Consider the following 23,173-nt stretch of genomic DNA (forward strand, 5'->3'; position numbering starts at 1 on the left):
CCTCGTCGAGACGTCGCCGTGGTCCGCTCGCGCGCGGGCCGCGGCGCGGGGTCAGGAGATGCCCAGCTCCTTGCTGATGAAGTCGATGACTTCGTCGTCGGTCGCCAGGTCGAGTTCGTCCGCGACGGTCGTGCCGTCGTCCTGCGCGCCCGCCGTCGCGCCGGGCCCGGGTGCCCGCTCGCCGCACCGCTGGGCGAGCGCGCGCAGCCGGTCCGCCACGCGTTCCCGGTCGCCGTCGTCGAGCGGCGCCGTCGAGAGGTGCGTCGCGAGGGCGTCGAGACGGGCGAGGACGGAGTCCACGGGTGAGCCCAGCTTCGAGACGAGCGCGGCCTCGATGTGCTCGCTCAGGGCGGTGGGCGTCGGGCGGTCGAACACCAGCGTGGTGGGCAGGGTCAGGCCGGTCTCCGCGCCCAGGCGGTTGCGCAGTTCCACGGCGGTGAGCGAGTCGAAGCCGAGCTCCTGGAAGGGCCGGTGCGGGTCCACGTTCCCGGCTGTCGTGTGGCCGAGGACCAGGGCGACCTGGCCGCGTACGAGTTCGAGGACGGCCGCGGCGCGGTCCTCGGCGCCGAGGGAGCCGAGGCGTTCGCGCAGTGCGTGCGCGGCGCCCGGCTCCGCTTCCGCCGTGGTGGTGTTCACCAGGCCGCGCAGCAGGGCGGGCAGGTTGCCGTTCGTGGCGGCGGTCCGCAGTTCGCCGGGGTCGAGCCGGGTCGGCACCCACACCGGGAGGCCGGTGGCGAGGGCCTCGTCGAACAGCGCGAGGCCGTCCTCGACGGAGAGGCCCGCGGCCGGTCCATCGGGTGCCGCCGGTTCCGGTCGTCCCGCGCGCACCGCTCGTCCCGGGCGCGCCCCCATGCCGCCGGGCCCCGCCCACCGGCCCCAGGCCAGCGACGTCCCGGGCAGGCCGGAGTCGTGGCGGTGTCCGGCGAGGGCGTCGAGGAAGGCGTTGGCCGCGGCGTAGTTGGACTGGCCGGTGGTGCCGACGGTGCCCGCCGCGGAGGAGTAGACGACGAACGCGGCCAGGTCCTGGTCCCGCGTCAGCTCGTGCAGGTGCCAGGCGCCGTCGGCCTTGGGCCGGAACACCGTGTCGAGGCGCTCGGGCGTCATCGTCTCCAGCAGGCCGTCGTCGAGCACGCCCGCCGCGTGCACCACGGCCGTCAACGGGTGCGCGGCGGGCACCGAGGCGAGGAGGTCCGCCACCGCGGCCCGGTCGGCGACGTCGCACGCCACGGCCCGTACCGTCGTCGCGCCCGCCCCGGTCAGCTCGGCCACGAGGTCCGCCATGCCCTCCGCGTCCGGCCCCCGGCGTCCGGCAAGGACGAGGTGCGCCACCCGGCGGGTGCGCACCAAGTGCCGGGCGACCTCCGCGCCGAGCGCCCCGGAGGCGCCGGTGACCAGCGCCGTGCCCTCGGGGTTCCACGCGGGCGGCATGGTGAGGACGACCTTGCCCACGTGCCGGGCCTGGGCGAGGAAGCGGAAGGCGGCGGGCGCCTGCCGTACGTCCCACGTCGTCACCGGCACCGGCCGCAGCCGGCCGCGCTCGAACAGCTCGACGATGTCCGCCAGCATCTCGGCGACGCGCTCGGGCCCCGCGTCCATCAGGTCGAACGCCCGGTAGGCGACGCCGTCGTGGCGGGCCGCGACCTCGTCGGCGTCGCGGATGTCGGTCTTGCCCATCTCGACGAACCGGCCGCCCGGCCGCAGCAGCCGCAGGGACGCGTCGGCGAAGTCCCGCACCAGCGAGTTCAGGACGACGTCCATGCACCGGGGGCCGCCCGCGTCGGTGAACCGCTCCTCGAAGTCGGTGGTGCGGGAGGAGGCGAGGTGCGCGTCGTCGACGCCGAGGGCGCGCACCGCGTCCCACTTGGCGGGTCCCGCCGTCGCGTACACCTCGGCGCCCAGGTGCCGCGCGAGCTGTACGGCGGCCATCCCGACACCGCCCGCCGCCGCGTGCACGAGCACCTTGTCCCCCGGCCGCACGTCGGCCAGGTCCACCAGGCCCTCGTACGCGGTGAGGAAGGTGACGGGGACGGACGCGGCCCGCGCGTACGACCAGCCCTCGGGGATCCGGGCGAGCAGGCGGTGGTCGGCGACCGCGACCGGGCCGAGGCACCCGGCCGCGAGGCCGAACACCCGGTCGCCGGGGGCGAGTCCGGCCACGCCGGGCCCCGCCTCGGTGACGACGCCCGCGATCTCGCCGCCCAGCTCCCGCTGGTCGGGCACCATGCCGAGGGCCATGACGACGTCCCGGAAGTTGAGCCCCGCGGCGCGCACGTCGACGCGGACCTTGCCCGGCGCGAGCGGTGCCGCCGCTTCCGGGCTCGGCGTGAGGGCGAGGTCGTCGACGGTGCCGCCACCGGTCAGGGCGACGCGCCACTCCCGTACTCCTGTGGGGGGCACGAGCGTGCCGTGCGGTACGCCACGGGCGAGCCGCGGGACGAGCGTCCGCCCGTCCCTGAGCGCAAGTTGGGGCTCGTCCGCGGCCGCTGCTTCCGTCAGGGCGGCCGTCGAATCGGGCCCGCCGTCCGAGTCGACGAGCACGAACCGCCCCGGGTGTTCCGCCTGCGCGGAGCGCACCAGGCCCCAGACCGCGGCGGCGGCGACGTCGGCCACCCGCTCGTCGGCGGACACGGACATGGCGCCGCGAGTCACCACGACGAGCCGGGCGGCGCCGAGGCGGGGCTCCTCGAGCCAGGTCCGCAGGGTGTCGAGGACGGCCAGGGACAGGGAGCGGGCGACGCCCACCGGGCCGCCCGCGCCCGCGCCTTCGGCACCTTCGTCTCCGGTCTCTCCCGCCTCGCCGCCGTGGCACGGAAGGAACACCGACTCCGGTGCGGGCTCGCCGGATTCGAGGACCGCGACGAGCGCGCCGAGGTCGGAGTGGGCGGTGGCCGCGAGCCGGTCGGCGAGGGCCGGGTCCCCGAGGACGGCGCAGCGTGCGGCCGGTGCCGACGGGTCGGACGCGGTCTCGTCCGAGGCGGCCCGCTCGGCCCCGTCGGCCTGGTCGACCCAGTCGACGTGGAACAGGGTGTCGCGCGTGCGGCCGGACCGGAGTTGCCGGACGGAGACGGGGCGGGTGACGAGCGATCCGGCCGACGCGACCGGCGTTCCGCGCTCGTCCCACAGGGCGAGGGACACCGCGTCCGTCCCCGCCGGGGCGAGCCGCACCCGCAGAGTCGGTGTGCTCGCGCCGTGGAAGGACACCTCGTGCCACGCGAACGGCACTCGCACCTGCCCGGCCGCGCTCGCGTCCCCCGCGTCCTGGCCGGTGAGGAGAGCCGCGTGCAGCGCGGCGTCGAGCAGCGCCGGATGGAGGCCGTAGCCGTCGGTGCGGGAGCGGGCGGCGCCTGGGAGCGTCACCTCGGCGAACACCTCGTCGCCGCGCCGCCAGGCCCGCGAGAGCCCGCGGAACGCGGGGCCGTAGGCGAAACCCGCCGTGGCCAGGCGCGCGTAGAACCCGTCGAGCGGCACGGGTTCCGCGCCGGGCGGCGGCCAGGCCTCGCCGGGGCGGGCGGGGGCCTCGGCCGCGTCGGGCGCGAGCGTGCCCCGGGCGTGGCACACCCACACCGCCTCCGGTGCGCCCGCCGTCTCCGTCAGGGCGTCCTCGGCGCTGGAGTACACGCTCACCGCACGCCGACCGTCTGCCCCTTCTGGCCCCACGGGCCCCACCCGCACCTGGAGGCGCACGGCGCCCCGCTCGGGCAGGACCAGCGGCGCCTCCTGCGTCAGCTCCACCAGACGGCGGCACCCGGCCTCGGCTCCGGCGCGGACCGCCATCTCGACGACGGCGGTGCCGGGGACGAGGGCGGTGCCGAGCATGACGTGGTCCGCGAGCCACGCCTCGGTGCGCCGGGACAGAGTGCCGGTGAGGACGGTCTCCTGGGAATCGGCGAGGTCCAGGGACGCGCCGAGGAAGGGGTGGGCGAGCCCTTGGAGACCGGCGGCCGTCACCTCGGTGCCGGTGCTCGCGGTGCCCGCGACGGTCCAGGGGTGGCGGCGGCGCTGGAAGGGGTACGTGGGCAGGTCCACGCGGCGGGCCCCGGCGCCGTCGAAGAACCGGGTCCAGTCGACGCGGGCGCCGTGGGCGTACGCCTCGGACACCGCCGCGCGGGCCGTGTCGGCCTCCGGCCGTCCGGCGCGCGCGGCCGCGATCAACACCGGCCCCACGCCCGGGGGTTGCTCCGCGAAGCAGTCCTGGGCCATCGCCGTGAGCGTCCCGGACGGACCGACCTCCACGAACGTGCGCGCCCCCGCCGCGACGAGGCGGCGCATCCCGTCGTGGAAGCGCACGGTCGCCCGGGCGTGCCGCACCCAGTACTCCGGCGAGCACAGCTCGGCGGTGCCGGCGATGTCGCCGGTGACGTCGGAGACGATGGGGACACGGGGCGGGTGGAAGGCGATCTTCCGCGCGACCTGGCCGAACTCGTCGAGCATCGCGTCGGTGTGCGGGGAGTGGAAGGCGTGGCTCACGCGCAGGCGGCGCGTCTTGCGGCCCTTGTCCCGCCAGTGCTCGGCGAGTTCGAGCACCGCGCTCTCGGTGCCGGACACGACGACCGACGCGGGTCCGTTGACGGCGGCGAGGGCGATCTCGTCGGCGTGCGCGGTCACGTCCGGCAGGATCTCCGCCTCGGTCGCCCGCACCGCGACCATCGCGCCGCTGCCGGGCACGTCCTGCATGAGGCGGCCCCGCGCGGCGACGAGCGCGCACGCGTCGGCGAGGGACAGGACGCCCGCGACGTGCGCGGCCGCCAGCTCGCCGACGGAGTGGCCGAGCAGCAGGCCGGGGGCGAGCCCCCAGTGCGTGAGCAGCCGGTACAGCGCCACTTCGTACGCGAAGAGTCCCGGCTGGGTGTACGCGGTCTGCTCCAGGAGCGCGGCCGTCGGCGTCCCCTCGGCGGCGTACAGGACGTCCCGCAGGGGCTTGTCGAGGTGCGGGTCCAGGTGGTCCGCGACGGTGTCGAGCGCGTCGGCGAACACCGGGAAGGCGGCGGCCAGTTCGCGCCCCATTCCAGGGCGCTGGCTGCCCTGCCCGGCGAAGAGGAACGCCTGCCCGCCGTCGGTGGCCGCACCCCGCACGAGGCCGGGCGCGGGACGGTCATCGGCGAGCGCCGTGAGCCCGGCGAGCATCGCGTCCCGGTCGGCGGCCCACACCACGGCCCGCCGGTCGAGGGCGGCCCGGGACCCGGCGAGGGACCAGCCGACGTCCGCCGGGCGGGCGTCGGGCCGGGAGCGGACGTGGGCGGCGAGGCGCTCGGCCTGCTCGCGCAGGGCGCGCTCTCCGCGCGCCGAGACCACGAGGGGCACGGGGGTGTGCGGGGCGGCCGTCCGGGCCGGGTCGGCGTCGTCCCTGCGGGGTGCCTGTTCGAGGATCACGTGGGCGTTGGTGCCGCTGATGCCGAAGGACGACACGCCCGCGCGGCGCGGACGGCCTGTCTCCGGCCAGTCGCGTGCCTCGGTCAGCAGCCGTACCGCACCCGACGACCAGTCGACGTGCGGCGTCGGCTCGTCCACGTGCAGGGTCCTCGGGAGTACGCCGTGACGCATCGCCATGATCATCTTGATCAGCCCGGCGATGCCCGCGGCGCCCTGGGTGTGCCCGATGTTCGACTTGATGGAGCCGAGCCACAACGGCCGTTCGGAGAGCCGCTCTTGACCGTACGTGGCCAGGAGTGCCTGCGCCTCGATCGGGTCCCCCAGCGACGTCCCCGTCCCGTGCGCCTCCACCGCGTCGACCAGGTCCGCCGAAAGGCGGGCCGACGCCAACGCCTGCCGGATGACGCGCTGTTGGGACGGCCCGTTCGGCGCCGTCAGACCGTTGGAGGCGCCGTCCTGGTTCACGGCGGAACCCCGTACGACAGCGAGCACCGGATGCCCGTTGCGCCGCGCGTCCGACAAACGCTCAAGCAGGACGAGACCCACACCCTCGCCCCAGCCGGTGCCGTCCGCCGACGCCGCGAACGCCTTGCACCGCCCATCGACGGCCAACCCGCGCTGACGGCTGAACTCCACGAAGATGCCGGGTGTCGACATCACGGCGGCGCCACCGGCCAGGGCCATGCTGCACTCGCCCTGCCGCAGGGACTGCACGGCCAGGTGCACCGCCGCGAGGGACGCCGAGCACGCCGTGTCGACGGTGATCGCCGGGCCTTCGAGGCCGAAGGTGTAGGCGAGCCGGCCCGAGAGGACGCTGGCGGCGCCTCCGGTGAGCTGGTGTCCCTCGGTTCCGTCACCGGTTCCGGTGCCGCCGCCGCTGGTCATCAGGACCGAGCCGACGAAGGCGCCGACGGGCTCGCCCTTCAGGGCGCCGGGGTCGACTCCGGCGCGTTCGAACGTCTCCCACGCGGTCTCCAGGAGCAGCCGCTGCTGGGGGTCCATCGCTGCCGCCTCGCGCGGGCTGATGCCGAACAGGTCCGCGTCGAACTCCGCCGCGTCGTCGAGGAAGGCCCCTTCGACGGCGTAGGTCCGCCCCGGCCGGTCGGGGTCCGGGTCGAAGAGCGTCTCGGTGTCCCAGCCCCGGTCGGTGGGGAAGGCCGAGATCGCGTCGGTGCCGGTGGCCACCAGGTCCCACAGGTCCTCGGCGGAGCGGACGCCGCCGGGGAAACGGCAGCCGATCGCGACGATCGCCACCGGCTCGTGGGCGGCGGCCGTCAGTTCGCGGGTGCGGGCGCGCAGCGACTCGACCTCCTTGAGGGAGGCCCGCAGCGCCTCGACGAGCCTCTCGTCACCTACCGGCATCGTGATCCTCCGTCCCGGCGTGCGCGGCGTGGTCCGGGCCGGTGCCGTTGCCGTCGTGGCCGTTGTCGCTGTCGTGGCCGTCGTACGCACTGGTGTTGAGCGCCAGGGCGAGCAGGCCCTCGGCGTCCATCTGGTCGATCGAGCCGGACGGCGCACCGGCCTCGGCCCCGGCGCCGTCCGGTGGGGGTGCGGTGCCCGTCGGGCGGCCCGCCAGTTCCAGGAGGGCGTCGAGCAGGCCCGCGTCGCGCAGCCGGGGCAGCGGGATGGCGGCGAGGGCCTCGCGGACCTGGCGTTCGGTGTCGCGCCGGGTGTCGGACTCCGCGTCGGCGGGGGCGAGTTCCGCGGACAGGTGCTCGGCGAGGGCCGTCGGCGTGGGGTGGTCGAAGACCAGCGTCGGCGGCAGCCGCAGGCCGGTCGCCGCGGCGAGCCGGTTGCGCAGTTCGACGGCGGTCAGCGAGTCGAAGCCGAGGTCCTTGAAGGCCCGGTCCCGCGCCACCGCCGCCGGGCTCGGATAGCCGAGGACGGTGGCGGTCTCGGCGTGGACCACGTCGAGCAGTTGCCGGTTCCGCTCGGCCGGGGGCAGGGCGGCCAGGCGCCGCCGCAGCGCCGCGGCGCCCGTGTTCCCGGAGCCGCCGCGCCGCGCCGGGGCGCGCACCAGTTTGCGCAGCACCGGCGGCAGGGTGTCGTGGCGCGCGCGGAGCGCGGCGAGGTCGAGCCGCATGGGCAGCAGCAGCGGTTCGTCCAGGGCGCGGGCGGCGTCGAAGAGGGCGAGTCCTTCCGCTGTCGTCAGGCCCTGGACTCCGGCGCGAGCCATCCGGGCCTCGTCCGCCCGGCCGAGCCCGGCCGTCAGGTCGCTGCTCTCGGCCCACAGCCCCCAGCCGAGCGCGAGCGCGGGCAGTCCGGCGCGGCGTCGGCGGCGTACCAGCGCCTCCGAGCAGGCGTTGGCGGCGGCGTAGTTGGCCTGACCCGCGCTGCCCAGAGTGGCCGCGGCCGAGGAGCACACCACGAACGCGGCCAGGGGCGCCGTCCGGGTCAGCTCGTCCAGATGGACCGCCCCGTCCGCCTTGGGCAGGAACACCCGGTCGATCCGTTCCGGGGTGAGCGCCGGGAGCACGCCGTCGTCGAGGACACCGGCCGCGTGCACGACGGCCGTGAGGGGGTGCGCGGCGGGCACCGCCTTCAGGAGCGCGGCCAGCGCGTCGCGGTCGCCGACGTCGCAGGCCGCCCAGGTCACCTCCGCGCCGTGCGCGGCCAGTTCGGCGGTGAGGGCCGGGGCCTCGGCGGTGTCGCCGCCGCGTCGGCCCACCAGGAGCAGACGGCGGGCGCCGTGCGTGACGACCAGGTGCCGGGCGAGGGCGCGCCCGAGGGTTCCGGCGGCTCCGGTGAGCAGGACGGTGCCGTCGGGGTCCCATGGGGTCCCTGGGGTGGGGGTGGCCGGGTCCGTGGCGGTGTTCCGGGCCGCTGTCGTGTCCCGGGCCGCTGTCGTGTCCGGCGCGGCTGGCGTGTCCCGAGCCGCTGACGTGTCCCGGACCGCGGTGGTGTCCGGGGGCAGCGGCGCGCGTTCCAGTCGGGGCAGCAGCATCCGGCCCGCGCGGAGGGCGAGTTGGGGCTCGTCCATGGCCGAGGCGGTGGCGAGGGCCGTGGTGAGCGCGGCCGTGGACTCCGGGTGGCCGTCGACGTCGGCAAGGACGAACCGGCCCGGGTGCTCCGCCTGCGCCGAGCGCACCAGGCCCCACACCGCCGCGGCGGCCGGGTCCCCGTCGGTCCCGTCGTCCGGCGCGGCGACGGCGCCACGCGTGACGAGGACGAGCCGCGCCGCGCTCCCCGTGTCCTCGGCGAGCCAGTCACGCAGCAGCTCCAGCGCACGGCAGGTCGACTGCCGTGCGCGTACCGCCTCGTCCGGTCGACCGCCGGGACCGTCCGGGCCGTCCTCCGGGTCCGTGCCGAGCGGGACGAGTACGACGCCGGGTGCCGACGCGCCGGACTCGATCGCCGCGCGGTACGCGGGCAGGTCCGCGAAGCGCCCGACGTCCGGGGGCAGTCCCAGGTCGTCGTCCCCGAGCACGGCCCAAGTGCTCGGCGCTGGCGGCGCGGTGGCGGCGGGTGCCGCCGTCCACGTGAGCCGGAAGAGCGATTCGTGGCCGCCGGAAGCGCGCAGGCGCTCGGGCGAGACCGGGCGGGCCGCCAGCGAGCGCACGGTCACGGCGGGTGTGCCGTCGGCGTCCGCCACGACCACCGACACGTCCTGGGCCGCGCCCGGGGACACCCGGACGCGCACCTCCGGGCCGCACGGGGCGTGCAGGGCGACGTCGTTCCAGGCGAACGGCATGGCCGCCCCGCCGGTTCCGTCGGGTCCCGCGGTTCCGTCGGGGCGGGTGCGGAGCAGGCAGGAGTGCAGCGCCGCGTCGAGGAGCGCGGGATGGGCGTGGTAGCGGGCCGCGTCGGCGTGGCTGTCGTCCGGCAGCGCGGCCTCGCCGAGGATCTCGTCGCCGAGGCGCCACGCGGTGTGCAGGCCGTGGAAGGCGGGGCCGTAGGAGAGGCCGATCCCGTCCAGGCGTTCGTAGAAGTCGGACAGGTCGACGGGGACGGCTCCCGGCGGCGGCCAGGTTCCCTCGAGGGCGGCCGGTGCCGCGGTGTCCGCCGCGGTGAGGGCGCCGCGCGCGTGGCACGACCAGGGGTCCTGCGGGGCTGTGCCGTCGGGGCCGTCGAGGTCGTCGGGGCCGTCGGGGCCGTCGGGGCGCGCGTACACGCCGAGCGTCCGCGTGCCCTCCTCGTCGGGCGGCGCCACCCGCACCTGGATCCGCACCGCGCTCCCGTCGGTGAGGACCAGGGGCTGTTCCTGGATCAGCTCGCGGATGTGCGGGCAGCCGGTCCCGGCGCCCGCGAGGGCGGCCAGTTCCAGGAAGGCGGTGCCGGGTACGACGACGGTGTCCCCCACGGCGTGGTCGGCGAGCCACGGGTGGGTGTCCAGGGACCAGCGCGCGGTGAACACGGCCTCGGTGGAGTCGGCGAGGTCCACGCGCGCGCCGAGGAGCGGGTGGTCGGGGCGGCCGAGGCCCGCGGCGGTCACGTCACCGGCCGCGGCGGGGGCGTCGAGCCAGAACCTGCGCCGCTGGAAGGGGTACGTCGGCAGGTCGACGACGCGGGGCGCGCGGCCCGTCCAGGCCGCGGACCAGTCGACGGCGACCCCGTGGGCGTACGCCTCGGCGACCGAGGTCAGAAAGCGTTCGGGGCCGCCCTGGTCGCGCCGCAGCGACGCCACGGCCACGCCGGGCCCGCCGGGCCGTTCCGCCAGGACCTCCCGCAGGCCCATCGTGAGCATGGGGTGGGGGCTGGACTCGACGAAGGCGCCGAAGCCCTGGGCGAGCAGTTCCCGTACGGCGGGCTCGAACCGGACGGACTCGCGCAGATTGCGGTACCAGTAGTCGCCGTCGAGGCCGGTGGCGTCCAGGAAGGCGCCCGTGAGCGTCGACATGAACGCGACGCGGCCCGGGCGGGGGTGGATCCCCGCGAGGTCCTCGGCGATCCGTTCGCGCACCGCTTCGACGTGGGGCGAGTGGGAGGCGTAGTCCACCGGGATCCGGCGCGCCCAGAGCCCGGTGCGCTCGCAGTGGGCCAGCAGGTCGTCCACGGCGGCCGTACCGCCCGACACCACCACTGACGCGGGCCCGTTGACCGCCGCGAGGGAGACGCGCCCGCCCCAGGCGGCCACCAGGTCCTCGGCCTCGGCGGCGCCCGTCGCCAGCGAGACCATGCCGCCGCGTCCCGCGATCGCCGTCAGGGCCCGGCTGCGCAGCGCGACCACGCGCGCGCCGTCGTCGAGGGACAGTGCCCCCGCCACACAGGCCGCCGCGATCTCCCCCTGCGAGTGCCCCACCACGGCGGCGGGTTCCACTCCGTACGACCGCCACAGCTCCGCGAGCGACACCATCACCGCCCACAGCGCGGGCTGCACCACGTCCACCCGCTCCGGGTCCACCCCGGCGGCCCGGCCCCGGACGACGTCCACCACGGACCAGTCGGTGTACGGGGCCAACGCGTCGGCGCACTCGGTCAGGCGGGCCCGGAAGACGGGCGCTGCGTCCCACAACCCGGCCGCCATGCCCGCCCATTGGGCGCCCTGCCCCGGGAACACGAAGACGGTCTTCCCGGCGTCCCGCGCCACCGCCTCGACGGCCGCGGGCGTCTCACGGCCCTCCGCGACGGCGCCGAGGGCGGACAGCAGCGCGTCCCGGTCACCGCCGAGGACCACGGCGCGGTGCTCCAGCGCGGCACGGGTGGTCCGGAGCGAGTGGGCCACGTCGACGGGATCGAGCGTGGGCTCGGCGACGAACCGCTCGCGGAGGGCGCCTGCTTGGGCCCGCAGGGCGGGCTCGCTCCTGGCGGAGAGGGTCAACGGGACGGGGGTGGGGGCTGGTTGGGGGTGGGAGTCGTCAGGGTCTGTCTCCATGGGGGGCGTTGAGGCGTCGGGGTCAGGGGTCGCCGCCTGCTTCGCCGGGGCGGCGGCGGACTCGGGGGCACCGGGACGGTCGGGGGCGGGCGAATCGGACACCCCGGCGTGCTCGCCCCTGGGGAACTCCGGTGCCCCAGAGGCGACGGCGTCGAGCGGCTCCGGTGTCGCAGGGGCCTCGGCGCGGGACGACTCGGGCGCCCCAGAAGCCACGGCGCCGGACAACTCCGGTGGCGCAGAGGCCTCGACGCCGGACGACTCCGGCGCCCCAGAAGCCTCAGCGCCGGACGGCTCGGGTGCCCCACACCGCGCATCGGTGGACGGCTCGGACGACCCGGAGCGCTCGGCACCGGACGCCGTGGACTCGCCGGAGCGCGGGGAGTCCGGCGCCCGGGACGCCCTGGCCCGCTCGGCGTCGGACACGGTGGGCGCGTCGGCACGCTCGGCATCGGGACCCGCGGCCACCCTGGATCGCCCGGTGACCGGCACCACAGCGCCCCTTGGGCCGTCGGCGCCCGGCAGCACGGCGGCCTTCGAACCGCCCGCGCCCGGAGCCGAACCCACTCCCGTGTCACCCCCGTTCACCCCCACGGGCGCCTGCTCGAGCACCACATGCGCGTTGGTGCCGCTGATCCCGAACGACGAGACCCCGGCCCGGCGGGGCCGTCCCTCGTCCGGCCAGGGGCGGGCCTCGGTGAGGAGTTCCACGGCGCCGGACGACCAGTCGACGTGCGGTGAGGGCGCGTCCACGTGCAGCGTGCGGGGCAGGACGGCGTGGCGCAGCGCCATGACCATCTTGATGACGCCCGCGACGCCCGCGGCCGCCTGGGTGTGCCCGAGGTTGGACTTGACGGAGCCGAGCCACAACGGCCGGTCGGCCGGGCGCTGTTGTCCGTAGGTGGCGAGGATCGCCTGGGCCTCGATGGGGTCGCCCAGGGTGGTGCCGGTGCCGTGGGCCTCGACGGCGTCCACGTCGGACGGCGCGAGCCGGGCTCCGGCGAGGGCCTGGGTGATGACGCGTTCCTGGGAGGGGCCGTTGGGGGCGGTGAGGCCGTTGCTGGCGCCGTCCTGGTTGACGGCGGAGCCGCGGACGACGGCGAGCACGCGGTGGCCGTTGCGGCGCGCGTCCGAGAGCCGCTCGACGAGGAGGACACCGGCGCCCTCGCCCCACACGGTGCCGTCGGCCGCCGCCGCGAACGGCTTGCAGCGGGCGTCGGCGGCGAGCGCGCCCTGCCTGGCGAACTCGGTGAAGGCGTTCGGCGAGCACATGACGGTGACCCCGCCCGCGAGCGCGAGGTCGCAGTCCCCGCCGCGCAGCGCCTGCGCGGCCAGGTGCAGGGCGACGAGCGACGACGAGCAGGCCGTGTCGACGGTGACGGCGGGGCCCTCGAACCCGAAGGTGTAGGCGATGCGGCCGGTGGCGACGCTGCCGGACCCGCCCGTGCCGAGGTATCCGGCGATGTCGTCCGTGATGGTCCCGAGGCGCGTCGTGTAGTCGTGGTACATCAGCCCGGCGAACACCCCGGCGCGGCTGCCGCGCAAGGCCGTCGGGTCGAGGCCCGCCCGTTCCAGGGCCTCCCAGGACACTTCGAGGAGGAGCCGCTGCTGCGGGTCCATCGCCACCGCCTCACGCGGGCTGATGCCGAAGAACTCGGGGTCGAACTGCGCGGCGTCCCGCAGGAATCCGCCCTCTGTGGCGAAGCCGCCGGGGCCGAGGGACCAGCCGCGGTCGGCGGGGAACGCGGAGATCGCGTCGGCGCCCCGGTCCACGAGCCGCCACAGGTCCTCGGGCGAGCCGACGCCGCCGGGGAACCGGCAGGCCATGCCGACGACGGCGATCGGCTCGTCGGCCCGGGCCGTGCCCCGTACCGTCGGCCGCTCGCGCCGGTCCTGGCCGGTCAGCCGCCCGTGGACGTGCGCGGCGAGGTCCTGCGGCGTCGGATGGTCGAAGACGAGCGTGGCGGGCAGCCTGAGGCCGGTCGCCCGGGTCAGCCGGTTGCGCAGCTCGACGGCGGTGAGCGAGTCGAAGCCCAACTCCTTGAAGGCACGGCCGGGTTCGACGGCGGTCGGCCCGGTGTGGCCGAGTACGGCCGCGGCCTGGGCCCGGACCACGTCGAGGACCCGCGTGGCACGGTCCTGCGGGGCGAGGTCGGCGAGTTCGCGCGCGAGGGCGGAGTCCCCGTCGGCGCCCGCCGCCGCGCGCCGCGCCGGGGGCCGCACGAGGGCGCGCAGCAGTGCGGGGACGCCCGTGGTGGCGGCCCCGGCCCGGACGGCGGCCAGGTCCAGGCGGGCCGGGACGACGACGGGCGGTCCGGCGGTGAGGCCCGCGTCGAGCAGGGCGGTGCCCTCGTCGGCGGACAGGCCGGTCACCCCGGCGCGGCGCAGCCGGTCGCGGTCGGTGTCGGACATGCCGCCGGTCATCGCGCTGGCCTCGGCCCACAGCCCCCAGGCCAGGGAGAGCGCGGGCAGCCCCTGGGCGCGCCGGACCCGGGCGAAGGCGTCGAGGAACGCGTTGGCCGCCGCGTAACCGCCCTGGCCCGCGGTGGCGAACGTGCCCGCCGCCGAGGAGAACAGGACGAACGCGGAGAGGTCCGCGTCCCGGGTCAGCTCGTGCAGGTTGACCACCGCGTCGACCTTCGGCCGGAACACCGTGCCGATCCGCTCCGCCGAGAGCGACGGCACGACGCCGTCGTCCAGCACACCGCCCACGTGCACCACCCCGCACAGGGCGTGCTCCACGGGCACCTCCGCGAGGACCTCGGCGAGGGCGGCGCGGTCCCCGACGTCACAGGCGGCCCAGCGAGCCGACGCCCCCACGTCCGCGAGGTTCGCGGCGAGTTCGGCGGCTCCGGGCGCGTCCGCGCCGCGGCGGCTCACCAGCAGCAGGTGTCGTACGCCGTGCGCCTCGACGAGGTGACGGGCCACGATCCGGCCGAGGACGCCGGACGCGCCGGTCACCAGAACCGTGCCGTCGGGACGGAAGGGAACGACGCCGCCCGGGCCATCGCCATCGCCACTGCCGGCGTCGGCCCGGGGGCTGTCGTCGGCTGCGCCGTCGCCGACCGGCACCCGGTGGAGCCTCGGTACGAACGCCTCCCCGGCCCGCAGCGCCACCTCCGGTTCGTCGCCGCCCACGACGGCGGGCAGCGCCTCGGCCGACGGTTCCCGACCGTCCCAGTCGACCAGGACGAACCGGTCCGGGTGCTCCGCCCGCGCCGAGCGCAGCAGGCCCCACACCGCGCCGAGGGCAGGGTCGGCCGTCTCGTCGTCGCGTACCGCCACGGCGCCGCGGGTCAGCACCACGAGGCGGGCGGACGAGGCACGGTCGTCGGCGAGCCACCTCTGTATGAGCGTCAGCGCCCCGACGACGGCCTCGCGGGTGGTCCTGGCCAGGTCACACGTGTCGTCAGGTGCCGGTGTCCGTGCCGGTGTCGGTACTGGTACCGGTGCCTGTGCCGGTACGGGTGTCTGTGTCGGTACGGGTGTCGGGAGTGCCACGACCACCGCGTCCGGTACGTCCGGCGCCTCGGCCACCGCCGCGATGCCGGGCTCCCGCCGCACCTGGGCGCCGCTCGCGTCGAGCGCGGGGACGACCGCCTCGGCGCCGTCGAGGACCGCCCACGTCTGCGGCGTGCCGGGCGCGGCGGCCGGGGCGGGCACCCAGTGGACGGCGAAGAGGGAGTCCGCCGGGTCCGGGGCGGCGGACCGCAGTCGGCCGGGCGTCACCGGGCGCAGGGCGAGGGACTCCACGGACACGACGGGCGCGCCGGTCTCGTCGGCGGCTTCGAGCGCGACGGCGTCGGGGCCCACCGGTGTGATCCGTACGCGCAGCCGGGTCGCGCCGACCGCGTGGATCCGCACGCCGGACCAGGAGAACGGCAGCCGGGGCCCGGAACCCGTGCCCTCTTGGCCGTCGCCCGCCGGGCGCGCCACGCCGTCGAAGGCCGCAGCCGCGTGCATCGCGGCGTCCAGGAGCGCCGGGTGGACGGCGAACCCGTCCGCGTCGCCGTCGCCCGGCAGGGCGACCTCGGCGTGGATCTCGTCGCCCTGGCGCCAGGCGGCCCGCAGACCCCGGAAGCCGGGGCCGTACCGCAGGGACAGCTCGGCCAGGTCCTCGTACACGCCCGTCACGGGGAGGGGTTCGGCGTCGGGCGGGGGCCAGGCGGTGAGCGGGACGCCGCCGTGCCGGACGGTGCGGGTGAGCGATCCCGCGGCCTGCCTGGTCCAGGGCGCGTCCGGCGCGTCGTCGGGGCGTGTGTGGACGGTGAGGGGGCGGTCCCCGGCCGTGTCGGCGGGGCCGACGACGGCCCGCAGCTGGACGCCGCCGCGCGCGGGCAGGACCAGGGGCGCCTCCAGGGTCAGCTCGGCCACGCCGTCGCAGCCCACCTGCTCGGCGGCCTGGACGGCCAGTTCCAGGAAGGCCGTTCCGGGCAGCAGGACCACGTCGTCGACCGCGTGGTCGCCGAGCCAGGGGTGGGTGTCGCGGGAGAGGCGCCCGGTGAGGAGGACGCCGCCGGAGTCGGGCAGGTCGGTGACGGCGCCCCACCAGGGGTGGTCGAGCGGGCTGAGGCCGACGGCGCCGACGTCACCGGTGGGCGGTGCGGCGTCGAGCCAGTAGCGCTGCCGGTCGAAGGCGTACGTGGGCAGGGGCACGCGCCGCGCGCCGGTCCCGGCGAAGACCTTCTCCCAGTCCGGGGACCCGCCGCCCGCGTGCACCTCGCCGAGGGAGCGCAGGAACCGGTCGAGGCCGCCGTCGGCGCGGTGCAGCGTGCCCGTCACGAGGGCGTCCCGGCCCAGGTCGCCGAGCGTCGACGTCAGGCCGAGGGCGAGCACCGGGTGCGGGCTGCACTCCACGAACGTGCCGTGTCCGGCGGCGGCGAGCCGCTCCACGGCGTCCGAGAGGCGGACGGTGCGGCGCAGGTTGCGGTACCAGTACTCGGCGGTCAGCTCGGTGCCCGCCACGACCGCGCCGGTGACCGTGGAGTACAGGGGCAGCGTGCCCGCGCGCGGGCGGATCGCCGTCAGCGCGTCGAGCAGGTCCGTGCGGAGCCGTTCCACCTGCGGGGAGTGGGAGGCGTAGTCGACGGCTACGCGCCGGGCGCGCACGCCGTCCCGCTCGCAGCCGCCCATCAGTTCGTCGAGCGCCGCCGGGTCGCCCGAGAGCACGACGGACGACGGGCCGTTCACGGCGGCGAGCGCGAGCCGGTCGCCGAACTCCGCGAGCCGCGCCCGGACCTCGGCCACCGGGGCCGTCAGGGACACCATGCCGCCCGCCCCGGCGAGGCGCTCGGCGACCAGCCGGGACCGCAGGGCCACGACCCGGGCGCCGTCGTCGAGGGACAGCGCCCCCGCCACACAGGCCGCCGCGATCTCCCCTTGCGAGTGCCCCACCACGGCGGCGGGTTCGACCCCGTACGACCGCCACAGCTCGGCGAGCGACACCAGCACCGCCCACAGCACCGGTTGGACGACATCGACGCGGTCCTCGGCGCCGTCGTCGGCGTGGCCGCGCACCATGTCGCGCAACGACCAGTCGACGTACGGACCGAGGGCGGCCGCGCACGCCTCCATCCGCTCACGGAACACGGCGGACGTGTCCCAGAGCTCCCTGGCCATCCCGGCCCACTGGGAACCCTGCCCGGGAAACACGAAGACCGTCCGCCCCGCATCCCGCGCCACGCCCTCGACCAGCCCCGCGCAGGGCTCACCGTCGGCCAACGCCCCGACCGCGCGCAGCAGTTCACCCCGGTCCCGGCCGACGGCGACGGCCCGGTGCGCGAGCGGCGCGCGCGTGGTCGCCAACGAGTACGCGACGTCGGCCTCGCGGAGCCCGGGGCGCGCCGCGAGGTGCTCCCGAAGCCGGGACGCCTGCGCGCGCAGGGCCTCGGGGGTTCCCGCGGAGAGCACCCAGGGGACGGGGCAGGGGGGTGTGGCCGCCGGGTTGGCCGGGGCCACGGTGGCCGCCCTGTCCGCCACACCCTCCCCCGACGAGCTCCCGTAACCCTCCAGGCCCTCATCGCTCGCCGCGACCCCGTCCCCCGCCTCGACGATGACATGCGCGTTCGTCCCGCTGATGCCGAACGACGACACCCCCGCCCGGCGGGGGCGGCCCTCGGTGTCCGGCCAGGGGCGGGGGGCGGTGAGGAGCCGGACGGGGGCCGTGGACCAGTCGACGTGCGGGGTCGGGGTGTCGACGTGCAGGGTCGGTGGCAGCAGGCCCGCACGCAGTGCGAGGACGGTCTTCATGACGCCCGCGATCCCGGCGGCGGCCTGGGTGTGGCCGATGTTGGACTTCAACGACCCCAGCCACAGGGGGCGTTCGGCGTCGCGGCCCTTGCCGTACGTGGCGAGGATCGCCTGTGCCTCGATGGGGTCGCCGAGGCGGGTGCCCGTGCCGTGCGCCTCGACGGCGTCGACGTCGGCCGCGGTGAGTCCGGCGTCGGCGAGGGCGGCGCGGATGACGCGTTGCTGGGAGGGGCCGTTGGGTGCGGTCATCCCGTTCGACGCGCCGTCCTGGTTGACGGCGCTGCCGCTGACGACGGCGAGGACGGGGTGGCCGAGCCGTCGCGCGTCCGAAAGCCGCTCCAGGAGGACCACTCCCACGCCCTCGGCGAGCCCCGTGCCGTCGGCCTGTCCGGCGAACGCCTTGCACCGGCCGTCGGGCGAGAGCACGCGCTGCCTGCTGAACTCCAGGAGGGTCGCCGGACTCGACATCAGCGTGACCCCGCCGGCCAGGGCGAGGTCGCACTCCCGGTTGCGCAGCGCCTGGACGGCGAGGTGCAGGGCCACCAGGGACGACGAGCAGGCCGTGTCGAGGGTGACCGCGGGGCCTTCGAGGCCGAAGGTGTAGGCGACGCGGCCGGAGGCGACGCTCGCCGCTCGTCCGGTCTCCAGCTGTCCCTCGTACTCGGTGTGCGTGCCGGGGACCCGCGCCGTGTAGTCCTGTCCCATCATCCCGGTGAAGACGCCGGTGCGGCTGCCGCGCACGGCGGCGGGGGCGAGGCCCGCCCGCTCGAACGTCTCCCAGGAGACTTCGAGGAGCAGCCGCTGCTGGGGGTCCATCACCAGGCTCTCGCGCGGGCTGATCTCGAACAGGGCCGCGTCGAACGAGGCGATGTCGGCGAGGAACCCGCCTTCGCGCGCATAACAGGTGCCCACCCGGTCGGGGTCCGGGTGGTAGAGCCCCTCGACGTCCCAGCCCCGGTCCGCGGGCAGCGCGCCGACACCGTCCCGGCCCTCGGCGACCAGGCGCCACAGGTCCTCGGGGGACGTGACGCCACCGGGGAAGCGGCAGGCCATCGACACCAGCGCGACGGGCTCCCGGCCCGCCGACTCGGCGAGCCGCAGGCGCTCGCGGGTCCGGCCCAGTTCGGCGGAGAGACGCTTGAGGTAGTCCAGCGTCCTGTCGTCGGTGTCGGTGCCGTGGGCGGTGCCGGTGTCGGTGCCGTGGTTGGTGCCGGTGCCGTGGGTCATGTCGAACGTGCTGCCCTTCCCGCGAAGAGGGGGGACCTGGCGGGCTCGCCGGGGTCGGCCGGTGGCGCCGGGCCGGGTGGGATCAGGTGGTGGGCGCGGCGCCGAAGCGCAGCGGCAGGGCGTCGGGGCCGGAGACCCCCGTCGAGGGCCGCCAGGTGATCGGTCCCGCGACCTCGGGCGGGCCGAGCCGGGCCGCGAGCACGTCGAAGGCCTCGGCGAGTTCGACGCGGGCCAGGGCCGCCCCCAGGCAGTAGTGCGCGCCGCCGCCGAAGGCCAGCGGGGACGCCTCCCGCTTCACGGTGATGTCGAAGGCGTCGCCGTCCTTGAACACCAGCGGGTCGCGCTGCGCCGAGTGCGCGCACAGCCAGACCGGGGTGCCCGCCTGGATGCGCAGGTCGTTGACGGAGAAGTCCTCGGCCGCCGACTTGGTGGCCACGACCGTCGTGGTGGGGCACCAGCGCAGCACCTCCTCGACCGCCTGGGTGACCGGTTCGGGTCCCTGCCGCAGCAGCGGCCACTGCTCGGGGTGCGCGGCGAACGCGACCATGGCGTGGCCCAGTTGGTGACTCGTGGTCTGGTATCCGGCGACGAGCAGGGTCGCGATGAGGGTGCGCAGCTCTCGGTCGTCGAGGGCGCCGTCCTCCTGCTGTGCGCGCAGGATGTCGGAGAACAGGTCGTCGCCGGGGTTCGCCTTGCGCTCCTGGATCACGGTCTCGAAGTACTCGTACATCCCCGCGAGGCCCTCCTCGACCTCGCCGACCCTGCTCTGGTCGGGGCCGAGGGCGAGGACCAGGTTGGTGTTCTTGCACCAGCGGCCGACGACCGCGTGGTCCTCCGCCGGGAAGCCGAGCAGTTCGCAGACGACGGCCGCGGGCAGCGGGTCGGCGAACGCGGCCACGAAGTCGCGCTCTCCCCCGGTGGCGAGTTCGTCGGCGAGGCGCTCCGCGGTGGCGCGGATGAACGGCCGCAGCGCGGTGATACGGCGGGACGTGAACGCGTGCGTGACCAGGCCACGCAGCCTGCGGTGGTCGGGGCCCTCCAGGCTCTGCATGAAGTCGCGCATGAACTCGCGCACGAGACCCTCGGAGGGCCCGACCAGGTCCACGACGTCACGGAAGCCCGAGACGAGGCGCGGGTCGCGGGAGAGGCTGTGGGCCTCGGCGTACCGCAGGACGAGGAGTCCCAGTGGGGTGCCCGCGACCCAGGACCGCTCTCTGGCCTCGGCCACCTCGGGCGAGTCCCAGGCGAAATCCGGCACGGTGATGTCCAGGAACGGCAGGTCCTGCCATGACGTCCCGGACTCTGCGACGGTCGACATACTCGGTCCTTCCCTCGGCGAAAAGGCGGGTGCGCTGCCGCACCGCATTCTGTTCAGTGGCTCTTGGTGCCTTCTTGGAGTCGGCTTGGATCTTGGGTCACAGGGGTTCGGCGGGCACCTCGGCGTACAGAGCCCGCAGGGTCGCGAGGAGTTCGGGGTCCACGGGAACGGCCGTGCCGTCGACGGCGGCGACCGGGCGCACGCCGAAGGCCGCGTTGGTCGCGAACACACCGCGCAGGGCGCCGAGTTCGTGCCGGGTGACGGGCGCGTCGAGGGCCGGTACGCCGGCGGCGGTGGCCGCCTCGCGCAGGAGGCGCGCGGTGACGCCGGGCAGGCAGCTCGCCCGGGGCCACAGGAGCCGGGCCCCGTCCCAGCCGCAGACGTTGAAGGTGGTGCCTTCCTGGACCCGGCCGCCGGGGTCGAGCAGCAGCGCGTCGTCGAAGCCCCGCCGCCGGGCGTCCCGGCGCAGCCGCAGCGTGCCGAAGAGGGAGGTGTGCTTCACCTCCGGCAGGTCACGGACGTAGGAGGCGGTGGCCAGGCGGAGCGGGGGCGGTACGTCCGGTGGTGCGGGGCGCGTACTGATCAGCGCGACCGGGGTCAGGGTGTCGGGGCAGTCCAGGTTCATCTCCGGGGCGCACACGGTGACCCGCACGGTCACGGGCCCCTCGCTCCGCTCCGCGACGCGCCGCAGCGCCGCCCGCACCGCGCCGGTGTCCAGTTCCGCGGCGAACAGCGTCCGGCTGTCGTCGGCGAGGCGCCGCAGATGGAGGGCGAGCCCGCGGACGCGGCCGTGCTCGACGCGCAGGGCGGTGAAGTGGCCGTAGTTGTAGAGGGCGAGGGCCGCCAGGTCGTCGGCGGTGGCGGGGCTGCCGTCGAGCCGCGCGACACCCGGACCGACGGGCCGCGCGCCCTCCCCCGTCGCGGCCGTCGCAGCCGCCACAGCGCCAGTCGCCGTCACCACCGTGTTGGCCGCCGCCGAGCCGGTCGGCGCCGTGCCGGTCGGCGCCGAGCCGGTCGGCGCCGCACCCACCGCTGCCGATGCCGCCCCCGCTCCCTCCCGTTCATCCGTCACGCGGCTCCTCCTCCCGCTCCGCCGCCCCGGTCAGCAGCGCGTGCGCCCGCACCAACGCCCTTCCCTTGAGGAGGACTTCGTCGAATTCGTCGGCCGGGTCGGAGTCGAGGACGATCGCGCCGCCCGCGCCGATGACCGTGCCGGTGCCGGAGGTCACGGCGGTGCGGATCACGATGTTGAGGTCGGCGCCGCCGCAGAGCCCGAAGTAGCCGATGGTGCCCGAGTAGATGCCCCGCGCCTCCTGCTCCAGGCGGTCGATGATGGCCATCGTGCGCAGCTTCGGGGCGCCCGTCATCGAGCCGCCGGGAAAGCAGGCGCGGACGCAGGCGACCGGGTCCACGTCGCGCCGCAGTCGGCCGCGTACGGTCGTGACGAGCTGGTGCACCGTCGCGTACGACTCGGTGACCATGTACGCGGGCACGTCGACGGAGCCCACCTCGCAGACCCGGCCGAGGTCGTTGCGGAGCAGGTCGACGATCATGAGGTTCTCGGCGCGGGTCTTGGCCGACGCGGTCAGGGACCTGCGCAGCCGCTCGTCGCTCGCCGGGTCGGCCCCGCGGGGCGCCGTGCCCTTGATCGGCTTGCTCTCCACGGTCCCGTCGCGGTCGACGCGCAGGAACCGCTCCGGGGACGAGCAGACGACGCCGACCGGGCCGAGGCGCAGATAGGCGCTGTAGGGCGCGGGGTTGAGGCGCCGGAGCAGCAGGTGGTAGTCGAGCGGGTCGGGCAGGGCGGGGAGCCGGATGCGGTTGGTCAGGCAGATCTCGTAGCTCTCCCCGCTGCGCAGTTCCCGGAGGCAGTCCTCGATGTCGTCGACGTAGTCGGCGCGGGCGCGGGCGAGGACGGCCGCGTCCGCCGGTGCCCCGGCCTCCGGGGCGGGGCCGCCCGCGGGAGCGGCGTCCGGCAGGCCGCGGGCGCGGCGGGCCGTCCGGGCCACCCAGGAGCGGGCGGGCGCGGCCTCGTCGGGGCCCGGGCCGCTGAGGGCCAGGACGTAGGTGCGGTCCTCCTGGTGGTCCACCGCGAGCAGCCGGTCGGCGAACATCCACACGGCGTCCGGCGTCTCGGCGCGGTGGACGTTGGGGCTGCCGCACTCGGCCTTCAGCTCGTACCCGAAGTAGCCGACGTAGCCGCCGTTGAGGTCGAAGGGGAGGTCCGCCGCGCCGACGGGGCGGGCGCGGAGGCGGTCCTGGAGGACCTCGAAGATGGTGCCGTCCTCGGTGCGTTCGCCGGTTGCGTCGCGGACCGTGACCGCGTTCTCGCCGGTCCGGTACGTCAGGGTCTCGGCGAGGGGGCCGGAGTCGTCGCCGAGGAAGGAGAAGCGGGAGCCGCCGACGCCGGGGGCGCTGCTGTCGAGCCAGAAGGCGTGCTCGCTGCCGGAGAACAGCGTGGTGAACAGCGCCGCGGTGTCCACGGCCCGGTCGACGACCTCGACGGTCAGGTCGAGGCGCGCGGCCCCGGCGGTCTCGGGCGGGCGGGCCCAGGGCGCGTACTCCGGTGGTGGGGCGGCGTAGTGGCCGCCTATGAGTTCGGCGAAGTTCCGCAGGAGCTGGGCGCCCCACTCGCTCGCCACGGACTCCGGGTGGAACTGCAGGCCCCAGCGCGGCAGTTCGTCGTGGCGCAGCGCCATGACGGTCCCGTCCTCCGCCCAGGCGGTGGCGTGCAGGCCCCGCGGCAGGGGTTCGGTGACGCGCAGCGAGTGGTAGCGCACCGCCGTGAAGTGCTGCGGCAGGCCGTCGAACAGGTCCTCGCCGCCGTGCCTGACCCGGGTCAGATGGCCGTGCCGCGGCACGCCCGGGACGACCTCGCCGCCGTAGTGGTGGGCGATGGCCTGGTGGCCCAGGCACACCCCGAGGACCGGAACGTCCTGCCAGCGGTCCAGGAGGCCCTGGCAGAAGCCGAGGTCGGTGGGGCGCTGGGGCCGGCCGGGGCCGGGCGAGATCACCACGCAGTCGAACGCCGCCGGGTCCTGCTTCGCCCAGGACGCGTCGTCGTTGACCAGGACGGTCGGCTCCTTGCCGTACACCCGGGCGAGGAGCTGGAACAGGTTGTAGGTGTAGGAGTCGTAGTTGTCGATCAGCAGCGCACGCATCGAGCGGTTCCTTGTCAGGTTCGAGCGGGACCGGATCGT

General features: G+C 76.2%; 5 protein-coding genes. All 5 read right to left on the reverse strand.

All coding sequences use genetic code 11. The annotated features are described in order from the left end of the window. Positions 1–51 precede the first annotated feature (51 nt). The 5 genes from ACFVHO_RS15520 to pabB all read right to left on the reverse strand — a co-directional run bounded on the left by ACFVHO_RS15520 (position 52) and on the right by pabB (position 23,134). Positions 52–6,732 (reverse strand): SDR family NAD(P)-dependent oxidoreductase, encoded by a 6,681-nt coding sequence (locus ACFVHO_RS15520; RefSeq protein WP_385713781.1) that lies wholly within the window; start codon positions 6,730–6,732, stop codon positions 52–54. Further along, on the reverse strand, positions 6,719–18,655 hold the full coding sequence (locus tag ACFVHO_RS15525) for an SDR family NAD(P)-dependent oxidoreductase (RefSeq protein ID WP_385713783.1): 11,937 nt from the start codon (positions 18,653–18,655) through the stop codon (positions 6,719–6,721). The genes ACFVHO_RS15520 and ACFVHO_RS15525 overlap by 14 nt, the downstream gene beginning before the upstream one ends. 82 nt (positions 18,656–18,737) lie before the next feature. Then, positions 18,738–19,973 carry a cytochrome P450 gene (locus ACFVHO_RS15530; protein ID WP_385713785.1) on the reverse strand — a complete coding sequence of 412 codons (1,236 nt, stop codon included), beginning with the start codon at positions 19,971–19,973 and terminating at the stop codon, positions 18,738–18,740. Between the two features lie 97 nt (positions 19,974–20,070). Further along, complete coding sequence (locus ACFVHO_RS15535) at positions 20,071–21,045, reverse strand: aminotransferase class IV (protein ID WP_385713786.1); 975 nt, start codon at positions 21,043–21,045, stop codon at positions 20,071–20,073. Next, positions 21,035–23,134, reverse strand: coding sequence for an aminodeoxychorismate synthase component I (pabB, locus tag ACFVHO_RS15540; RefSeq protein ID WP_385713788.1), 2,100 nt, complete (start codon positions 23,132–23,134; stop codon positions 21,035–21,037). The genes ACFVHO_RS15535 and pabB overlap by 11 nt, the downstream gene beginning before the upstream one ends. Between the last annotated feature and the right edge of the window lie 39 nt (positions 23,135–23,173).

Source organism: Streptomyces sp. NPDC127108, from assembly GCF_042677545.1.
In the GTDB taxonomy this organism is placed as follows: domain Bacteria; phylum Actinomycetota; class Actinomycetes; order Streptomycetales; family Streptomycetaceae; genus Streptomyces.